The organism is Bradyrhizobium sp. CCH5-F6 (assembly GCF_001556045.1).
Lineage (GTDB): Bacteria > Pseudomonadota > Alphaproteobacteria > Rhizobiales > Xanthobacteraceae > Bradyrhizobium.
Map to the genome: position 1 here is coordinate 1 of NZ_LSIC01000074.1, position 8,654 is coordinate 8,654.

The 8,654-nt window shown below is 64.8% G+C and carries 9 protein-coding genes; 6 read left to right on the forward strand and 3 right to left on the reverse strand.

What is annotated here, in order from left to right; translation table 11 throughout:
• Positions 1-480 precede the first annotated feature (480 nt).
• A complete protein-coding gene (locus AX729_RS13760; protein ID WP_197433595.1) occupies positions 481-903 on the reverse strand; it encodes a response regulator in 423 nt (140 codons plus the stop codon).
• 807 nt (positions 904-1,710) lie between these two features.
• Between AX729_RS13760 and AX729_RS13770 the strand changes: the two genes are divergently transcribed.
• The 3 genes from AX729_RS13770 to AX729_RS13780 all read left to right on the forward strand — a co-directional run bounded on the left by AX729_RS13770 (position 1,711) and on the right by AX729_RS13780 (position 3,371).
• Positions 1,711-2,409 carry a Crp/Fnr family transcriptional regulator gene (locus tag AX729_RS13770; RefSeq protein WP_156456941.1) on the forward strand — a complete coding sequence of 233 codons (699 nt, stop codon included), beginning with the start codon at positions 1,711-1,713 and terminating at the stop codon, positions 2,407-2,409.
• A gap of 155 nt (positions 2,410-2,564) precedes the next feature.
• On the forward strand, positions 2,565-2,942 hold the full coding sequence (locus AX729_RS13775; protein WP_061023865.1) for an Hpt domain-containing protein: 378 nt from the start codon (positions 2,565-2,567) through the stop codon (positions 2,940-2,942).
• 180 nt (positions 2,943-3,122) lie between these two features.
• The gene (locus AX729_RS13780; RefSeq protein ID WP_061023868.1) at positions 3,123-3,371 is read left to right on the forward strand and encodes a hypothetical protein; all 249 of its coding nucleotides are present in this window, start codon (positions 3,123-3,125) and stop codon (positions 3,369-3,371) included.
• Between the two features lie 73 nt (positions 3,372-3,444).
• Here the strand turns inward: AX729_RS13780 and AX729_RS13785 are convergent, their stop codons facing one another.
• Positions 3,445-4,065: a helix-turn-helix domain-containing protein gene (locus AX729_RS13785; RefSeq protein WP_061023870.1), complete on the reverse strand. Its 621-nt coding sequence runs from the start codon at positions 4,063-4,065 to the stop codon at positions 3,445-3,447.
• A 337-nt stretch (positions 4,066-4,402) separates the two neighbouring features.
• Here AX729_RS13785 and AX729_RS13790 point away from each other — a divergent pair, with 337 nt between their 5' ends.
• Positions 4,403-5,560: a hypothetical protein gene (locus AX729_RS13790; protein ID WP_061023872.1), complete on the forward strand. Its 1,158-nt coding sequence runs from the start codon at positions 4,403-4,405 to the stop codon at positions 5,558-5,560.
• Positions 5,561-6,057: 497 nt separating this feature from the next.
• Positions 6,058-7,272, forward strand: coding sequence for an EAL domain-containing response regulator (locus AX729_RS13795; RefSeq protein ID WP_061023874.1), 1,215 nt, complete (start codon positions 6,058-6,060; stop codon positions 7,270-7,272).
• A gap of 10 nt (positions 7,273-7,282) precedes the next feature.
• On the opposite strand, the gene AX729_RS13800 is transcribed toward AX729_RS13795, so the two are convergent.
• A complete protein-coding gene (locus AX729_RS13800; protein ID WP_061023879.1) occupies positions 7,283-8,143 on the reverse strand; it encodes a DMT family transporter in 861 nt (286 codons plus the stop codon).
• 124 nt (positions 8,144-8,267) lie between these two features.
• Here AX729_RS13800 and AX729_RS13805 point away from each other — a divergent pair.
• A partial coding sequence (locus AX729_RS13805) for a GntR family transcriptional regulator (protein ID WP_156456939.1) occupies positions 8,268-8,654 on the forward strand: 387 nt, incomplete at its 3' end.

Genomic DNA, 8,654 nt, shown 5'->3' on the forward strand with positions numbered 1-8,654 from the left:
GTGTCCAGGCTCTCGCTGGTCTCCGTCAAAAACTCCCGCAACAGATCATCCATGAGCTACGCCTTACTGACCTGGATCTGAACTCGACGCCTGAGCCACCCTTGGCACGCACGGACGTCCTAATCCTGGATCGTTAGACATCCCCTTTCACAGTCCCGTTAATTTCATGCTCCGTGCTACTACGGATATTGAAGAGAAGTTTGCGGTTTGACGGCGTGATGCAGCGCTTTTCGGCAAAACCGGCTCCGCGCCGCTACGGAGGATACGTGCGAGGTAAACGGGCGGATAACGGCAGGGCGAGGCGCGCGGGAAAACTCTGCTCGTGAAGAACGATAGAGACGGCCTGCATGGCGTTGGACCCGACCGCCCGCAACCGGCGGCGCTCCCGTCGGCCCGCGTTCTGTGCCGTGCCGTCATCCCTGCGGTTCACGCATGAGGTAAACGAACGATTACGCTGCGGCCATAGCGGCGCCTGCCGCGCTAACCGAGCCGCGCGGCCGCGGCAATGTCGCTCTCGGGGCGATGCTCCGCCAGGCAATCCTTGATGACGGCGAGCAGCGCGTGCGGCGTGAAAGGCTTGCGCAGACAACGTGCGGCTCCGAGCTCCAGTGCCATCCGGAGGAAATCGGGTGCTGGCGAATTCAGATCTGCGAAAGCGTAGCCAGACATCGCGATCAGCGGAATGACCGGCGCCCGCTCGTGGAAGGTCCGGATCGATTCGAATCCGCGCATGTGCGGCATGAAGATGTCGACGATCATCAGATCGAACCGTTCGTGTTCGAGGGCGCGCAGTGCGGCTTCACCTCCCTCGGCGATCGTCACCCGAAAATTGTTGCGCTGTAGACAGACCTCGATGGCCATGCACACCATCGGGTCGTCGTCGACGACGAGAATATGGCGCAGATCTTGTGGCCGGATGTAAGCTTCCTGTCTCGGCGATTCAACGATTTGACCGTCGGTCACGCCCTTCCTCCTTGCTTCCGATAGAGACATGGACCGAACGTCGTCTGCGGAGGCGGACGCGGCTACGCGGGCCGCGTCCACGTTCGATGGCCCGCACAGGTGCAAGGCTTTCCAGCTCATGGAGGCCCCCCTTACCGGTTTTTCCTGAGCGCCGTTTACATGACGGCCGCTTCGTTCTTCAGCGAATCAGTGCGCCTCCCTCAATTCCGCCGCAAACGAAACAACCTGTCTGCCCTCTAGCGGGTATACGGACAGTTCTACAATCTCAGGAATAGCGTCGATTCGTCGTGCAACTAAATGACGAACGAACGCCGCGCCGATGTCCGTCGAACCCGCTGGATTGAACTGCATGACCGCGAGCCGCGCCCGATCAGCGCCGCGGCTGCTTGACGTGGCACCGTGCCGTTTCGTCGTCGCAAATGCGATCGAGCGGGCCGGCATCATTCGCTACGGCCGCCGCCAATCGACATCGTCGATCTTGCAGGCGTCTGTGACGACGTCCTGCGGTTGCGGTGCGGCGGTGGACGCTTACCACCTACGCCCGATGGGAGCCGCGCCGTGACTGGATCACGGCGCAATGCGGCGCGCCTACGTGGACGCAGCGTCGCAGGATCAATCGCCACGGCAGGACAACTTGCCCCAATTGCCAATATATCCCGAGATGAGCATGATGAATCCTTCCACGCAGGATCTGGTTTCACGTCGCGATTTGAAGTTGCAGGAACGGGAGAGGCAGCTTTGGAAACGATGGGGCGTCCATGCAACGGCTTTCTGTCTGCACTGTCGGCAGACGACTATGAATTGATCCGCCCGCACTTGCGAACGGTCGATCTGCACCATGAGACGGTGCTGGTTGAAACCGGCGAGATGCTCAAGCGCGCCTATTTTCCCCACCGTGGCGTCATCTCACTGGTGGTAGAACTTGCCAGAGGGGAGCATGTGCAAGTCGCCATGATCGGCCGCGACAGCTTGCTCGGAGCGCTCTCGATCATGGGCGATGCGTGTGCATTGAACACCGCCATCGTGCTCGTTCCCGGTGTCGCCTCGGTTGTGGATCTGGACCGGCTGCGGATCGCCGCCGACCAGAGCAGCACCCTGCGCACGCTGCTCACGCGCCACGGGCTGGCGGTCTACGCCCAGATGCAGCAGACCGCCGGTTGCAACGCCGCCCATCCGGTGGAGTCGCGGCTGTCGCGGTGCCTTTTGCACACTCATGACCTGTCGTGCGACTCCAGGCTGCTGCTGACCCAGGAGACCATGGCACAGATGATCGGAGCGCGACGCAACAGCGTGTCGCTCGTCGCCAACTCCTTGCAGCAGGCCAACTTCATCCACTACAGCCGCGGACACGTCCGGATCATCAACCTGGACGGCCTGCGCCAGACGGCGTGCGAATGCTACGCCACCGTGAAGACCCAGTACGACCGGCTGGTGAGCGCGCGCTGAACGCCGCGATCGACTGGTAAACCGCCGGCTAATGCCGACCTGCAAACACCGGCCATCCTGCTACCGGAACTGAAATTCGAATGGCGTAGACACGGGGCATTCGTCGCGCGCCACGTCACCCGCGACAACGAACCCTGATCAGGGCAGGCAAGGTCATGTTTGACGCAACAATCGCGCCCGCGCAGAAGGCGCCCGATGACGAACCCGCGCGCGAACCGCGCGCGTACGAAGCGCTGGTGCGCGAGATCGGCGAGGCCGGCGCCTTCGAGGTGCGCGAAGTGTTCTGGAGCGAGACCTGCGCGCGTCTGCAACTGTTTCGCACGCTCTCGCTTGCTCAGCACCACGCCAGGATCGCGCGCGAAGCGCATTCGCTGAAGAGCGCGGCCGGAACGTTCGGCTATGTCAGGCTCGCGGCGCTGGCGCTGCGGCTGGAGAAGACCGTGGACGGTCTCGGCGACGCCGAATTCCGCGCGCTCCTGGACCTGATGGATTCCGCCTACGCCGCCGCACGCGCGCAGGAGCCGCAGGTCTAGAGCGCGAGACGGAGTTCGCGCGCCCGCGTTGCCGCGTTTTGCTCGCGCGAACCGGTATCACTCCCCTCGAGAACGCTCCGGCACAGACCGCACCAAGCCCGCCGTACTTCTACGGTTTGGGATTTTCACGGAAGGCTAATCATAGCTGGCGATAGTCCCGGAAAACCAGGAGGGTTTTCCATGTTCACCTACGAAACCGCAGACCAGAAGGAGGTTCGTCGCTTCCGCATCGCACAGTTCAACGGCCGGATGGCAACGGTGAAGACTGGCGAGACGACCGTGACCGGCTTCGTGCGTTCGGTGCTGGAGCAGGAATCGAGCATGCCCCCCCGCTGGACCATCACGATCATTCCGAACGCGCCGAAGGAAGAGATCAAGCCGCTACGTCCCGCCTCGCGCGCACGTCCGTTCGCCGAAGACTATTTCTGAGCGCGACGGGCTTCCAAGCTTCCCCAGAGACGTCCAGGCCTCGCCGCACCGCCTGACGGCGGCGCGACACGCCTCAGTCGATCGAATGCAGCAGCGCCGCACGGACGAGGTCCGCGGTGTTGCGCGCACCGAGCTTGCGCATCGCCTCGGCGCGATGGCTCTCGAAGGTGCGCGGACTGATCTGCATGCGAAGCGCGCCCTGCTTGTTCGAGTAGCCTTCGCTGATCAGCCTCAGCACCTCGCGCTCGCGCTTGGTCAGCCGCTTCTGGCCCGACGGCCCGAGGAGCTCGGCGCTCGGCACACGCTGTTGCTGCAGCGCGCGGGCGGCCTTCGCTTCTGCCTCCTCGGTGCTGGACGGGATCGGCAAGCCGCCCTTGTGAGGACCGGCAAGCTGCTTGACCAGACCGCAAACGCGCTCGGTCTGTGCCAGCGCGTTCTCGACCACCCGCTGCAAATAGGCACGATCGCCGGTAGCGGGCGCCAGTTGGTCGCTGTGATGCTTGATCTCGCCCATATAGAGCAGGAGCGCAGTCAGGGGGCCGTTGAGCTCACGGGCGATGGCAGCGGCCATTTCGTCGGCCGCCTTGGCGCGGATGGCGCTCAGGCGGATATCAGGCCCTTCAGCTGAAGCAGCGGCGCCTTCGTGCCATTCCGACGGCCGCGAATCGGTGGCCGTATCGTTCGGTGACTCCATGCCACTCGTGTAGCGGAACCCGGGCCGAATTGTGGTTAACTTTTTGCTCCGTAAGACTACGGTGATTTAGGCCGTTTTGCGCTAAAATGGCGACTTAGGCACAATTTTTGCGTGCGTGATGTCGTCTTCGACCATGCAGGGGTTGAGCTTTCCGCCAAAATCCCGGGCGGAGAGGCGGGAAACTCCCTGACCACCGCCGTCCGCCGATATCCGCTTCCTGGGGTTTTACGGATTAATTAACGGCGACTTGCTTCTCTAGGGCGGTTGAGAGCGCGCAAATGCCTCCACGCAATTGGGCCCGCAAGCCCGCGGGACACGCTGCGAAAGATTGCGTGCCATGAACGAGATCGATCGGCTATCGGAGTTCCTGCAGAGGCTGACGCCGCTGTCGCGCAGCTGTCTGCTCAGCGAGCTCGAACGGCTCGAGCTGTGCGGCATCGACATGCCGGGTTCGGCAGAGATCCAGTCCCGCTTGCGCGCCGAGTTCCGCAAGGACGGATCGACCCAGGCGCGCGCCACCAACCCGTCGCGCTATTTCTTCGCGCCGCTCGAGCTGCTCCTGATCGACGGCGCGCCCGAGCACGCCAACATGGGGCGGATCTCGCGCAACACGCTCACCCCGATCTGGGAATGGATCTGCCGCGACCTGCTGCCGACCATGGCGCGCGACTACATCAAGGCGATCACCGACCAGGTCGCGGCCAACAACCCGAAGGAAGTGCAGAAGATCGCGTCGACCTTCCAGACCAAGGTCGTCAAGGTCCTCGAGAACACCCTCAGCTCGCCGGAGAGCACCGAGTTAGCGCGCGCCAAGCTCGCGCAATACACGGCCTCGCGCACCGCCTTCGACGACGTCGTGAAGATGCTCCACGTCCTGCGCGCCGGCGACGCGCTACCGAAGTTCAACGAGAAGCTGCCCGAGAAGATCCTGAAGTTTGACGACGGCCAGGTCGCCCAGATCACCGCACAGCTCGACGACTTCAGGAAGGCGCATCCCGAGGCGCTGCCCTTTGCGCTGGCGCTGGTGGCGCGGCGCCTGAAGACGTCCTGGCAATTGGTGCGGCTCGCCACCAAGGCCGCGGCGAGCAAGGCCGCCGCAGACGTTGCCGCCGCGCCCTATGCCTGCGTCGTTCACATGGCCCTCGACCGGCTCGACGACAAGCGCCTCGCGCTTCGTGTCGCGCTCCGGAACAACCGGGTGCTGGTTGCCCGCGACCTGCTCGCCGAAATCTATGACACCGAATATGCGCTCAAGGTCCGCATCGACGGCATCGAACATTGCGACTGGGGTGTCCGCCTCCAGCAATTGATGGACGGGATCGCGACGCTGGTGTCCGCCGAGGTGAGCCGCTTCCCCGCCGATGTCGGCCACATTCTCGGATCGCGGCGCCTGCGCAGCCACGATACGATCGGCGGCAAGCTGACCTATCTGGCCTGGAAGGGGCGCGACGCGATGCACGAGGGCGCGGCGGCATTCCGGAAATTGATCGGGTAAACCGGGGCGCCTTAGCTTGGCGCGCGGGGCAGGCTCAGGAAGCGATCGAGAAACCGCCCTGACAGCACGAACCTGAACCACCAATACATCATACGCCGCGTCGTCATCGCTGTAGTCCTTCGACAGCCCACCACCGGCTCCGCGGAGCACTAGCGCAGGTTCCGCAATGCGCGTGTGATGCAGTTCACATTCGCGGCGTGGCGCCCGCGCGTGTCGTCGCATCGTCACGAGCGAAAAGACATGCGCGCATCGCGCGAAGCGAATTGACCACCGATCCTCGCGAGCAACGCGGCGCCGCGCGAGAGACATTCCACCTGCCGTCATCGGCGTTGCTTGCGATCCGGGCATGCCAACGCCTTTCTAAAACTCTGTCGACAAATTAGCTCGAATTGGAGGGCTTAACGTTACTCAGATAATTCAAGAACGATCTGAAGCTCTCCTTATTTGGACCCACGCTCGCCGTTTAAGAAACCGTCACGGAACGGGAGTGGTGTACGATGAACGATGGGATGATTGAACTCGTCGGACGAAGGCCTGTGACCTTCGGACGGCGGAAGGTGATGCCGCGCGCCTGCGTGGCCGACAGCAAACGTCACTTGCGCGCCTTCCTCAGCGAGATTCTCGAGGATCTCGGCTTCGTCACCTGCGAATGCGCCAGCGCCGACGAGCTGAAGACCGTGCTCGCCACCGAATTGCCGGACCTGATCCTGCTCGGCGTTGCCGCCGACGGCATCGAGCCGGGACGATTCCTCGAGATACTGGTGCGCGAGGCATTCGGCGGCAGGGTCCTCGCCGTCGGCGCCCGCGATTCGATCATCGTCAAAGCCGTGCGGCAGGTCGGTGAGGAATATGGCCTCGCGATGCTGCCGCCGCTCACCACGCCCTTTGCCGCGGAGACGCTGCGCGAGCGTGTTGCGATGCTGCTGCCGGACGAGCCGGCACCGAGCCCTGCCGTGCACGTCAGCGAGGCCTTGCACGCAGGCTGGCTCGAACTCTGGTACCAGCCCAAGATCGACACGCGCACCCTGACCCGCTGCGGCGCCGAGGCGCTGGTGCGGATGCGGCATCCGACCTGGGGCGTGGTGCCGCCGGCCTATTTCATCCCGGAGCCGCACGATCCGCATTTTCGCGGCCTGTCGGAGTTCGTGATCGATCGCGCCGTGCAGGACTGGCACTATCTCCTGGAGCAGCAAAGCCCGGTCGATCTCTCGATCAATCTTCCTGCCGCCTATCTGGGCCTGCCGCAGGCGGTGCGCGATCTCTGCCGCCGCGTGCCGACGCATCCGGCCTTCGGCGGGCTGACGGTCGAGATCGACAGCGAGGAGGCGATCCGCGAGCTCGATCTCCTGACCGAGGTCGCTCGCGAGGTGGGCCTGCACAATATCGGCCTGTCGATCGACAATCTCGGCGCCAACTGGCCGTCGCTGATGGGGCTGGACAAAATTCCCTTCGTCAAGCTGAAGGCCGACCGGCAATTCGTCACCGGCAGCGGCGGCGATCGGCTGAAGCGCACGGTGTGCCGTCACATCGTCGAGCTGGCGCAGGGCTTCGGCGCGCGCGCGGTGGCGCAAGGGGTCGAAAGCCGCGCCGACCTCGTCGCGGCGAACGAGGTCGGCTTCGACCTGGTGCAGGGCTTCCTGTTCGGCAAGCCGATGCCGCTGAAGAAGTTCGCGAAGGCCGCGCTGACCCGGACGGTCATGGGGCAGGCGTGAGGCACAGGCCTCACGCAAACCGGCGTGCGAAGAAGACGCAGACCACCACGAGCGCGGTCGCAGCGATCATGCTCCAGGCGACCGGCTCGTGCAGCAGCAGGCCTGCGAGCGCGAGTCCGAAGAACGGCTGGAGCTGCTGCAACTGGCCGACGCGGGCGATGCCGCCGGTGGCGAGCCCGCGGTACCAGAAGATGAAGCCGACGAACATGCTGAAGACCGAGACGTAGGCGAGCCCGATCCAGGCGGGCCCACTGATGCCGCTCCAGGCGGGCGGCCACGTCAGGATTGCGAGCACCGCCATCAACGGCAGCGCGAGCAGCAGCGCCCAGGAGATCACCTGCCAGCCGCCGAGCCGGCGCGACAGGGCGCCGCCTTCGGCATAGCCGAGGCCGCACAGCACGATGGCGGCCACCATCAAGAGGTCGCCTTTGAGCGAGGCCGAACCGTCGCCGGAGAGCGCAAAGCCGGCCACCGTGGCGCTGCCGAGCACGGCGAACAGCCAGAACAGGGGTTTCGGCCGCTCGCCGCCGCGCAGCACGCCGAAGATCGCGGTCGACAGCGGCAGCAGGCCGATGAAGACGATCGAATGCGCCGAGGTGATGTGCTGGAGCGCGAGCGCGGTCAGCAGGGGGAAGCCGATCACGACGCCGATCGCGACGATGGCAAGGGACGCGAGATCCTGCCGCTGCGGCCGCCTCTGCCGGAGCAGGCCGATCACCGCCGCGGCGATCAGCGCCGCGATGACGGCGCGCGCGGAGGTCAGGAACAGCGCCGAGAAGCCGCCGACGGCAACCCGCGTCGCCGGCAGCGAGCCGCTGAAGATGATGACGCCGAGAAGCCCGTTGCCCCAGCCGGTGGTTGCAGATTGCATGTCACCTAGTCCCTGACCCGGCGATCTATCCCCTTCGACCATGGCAAAGCCAGCGACAATCCCATACAATTCGACAGAACTGTATGGGCATGGAAAGTAATACACATTGGGCGGCGACACGGGAATGAAGGGTCGCAACAGCACGCGGACCGCCGACGTCATGAGCGCGGTCCGCGCCAAGGTCGCGGGCCGCGCGCTCAGTGCCGGCGACCGTCTGCCCTCGATCCGCAGTCTTGCCGCGACGATGGAGGTTTCGCCATCGACGGTGGTCGAGGCTTATGACCGGCTCGCGGCCGAAGGCCTGATCCGCGCGCGCCGCGGCTCGGGCTTCTATGTCTCTCCGACGGCAGCGCCGCCGCTCGCGCTTGCCGAAGTCGAGCCGCGGCGCGACCGGGAGGTCGATCCGTTCTGGGTGTCGCGGCAGTCGCTCGACGCCGATGCAGCCGTGCTCAAGCCGGGTTGCGGCTGGTTGCCGGCAGACTGGATGCCGGAGGCCGGCTTGCGGCGGGCC

Bases quoted from the DNA above. Each gene is read 5' to 3' on its own strand.
- AX729_RS13780 (WP_061023868.1), top strand. From the start codon at position 3,123: ATGTTCACCTACGAAACCGCAGACCAGAAGGAGGTTCGTCGCTTCCGC.
- AX729_RS13800 (WP_061023879.1), bottom strand. From the start codon at position 8,143: ATGCAATCTGCAACCACCGGCTGGGGCAACGGGCTTCTCGGCGTCATC.
- AX729_RS13790 (WP_061023872.1), top strand. From the start codon at position 4,403: ATGAACGAGATCGATCGGCTATCGGAGTTCCTGCAGAGGCTGACGCCG.
- AX729_RS13785 (WP_061023870.1), bottom strand. From the start codon at position 4,065: ATGGAGTCACCGAACGATACGGCCACCGATTCGCGGCCGTCGGAATGG.
- AX729_RS13775 (WP_061023865.1), top strand. From the start codon at position 2,565: ATGTTTGACGCAACAATCGCGCCCGCGCAGAAGGCGCCCGATGACGAA.
- AX729_RS13795 (WP_061023874.1), top strand. From the start codon at position 6,058: ATGAACGATGGGATGATTGAACTCGTCGGACGAAGGCCTGTGACCTTC.
- AX729_RS13770 (WP_156456941.1), top strand. From the start codon at position 1,711: ATGGGGCGTCCATGCAACGGCTTTCTGTCTGCACTGTCGGCAGACGAC.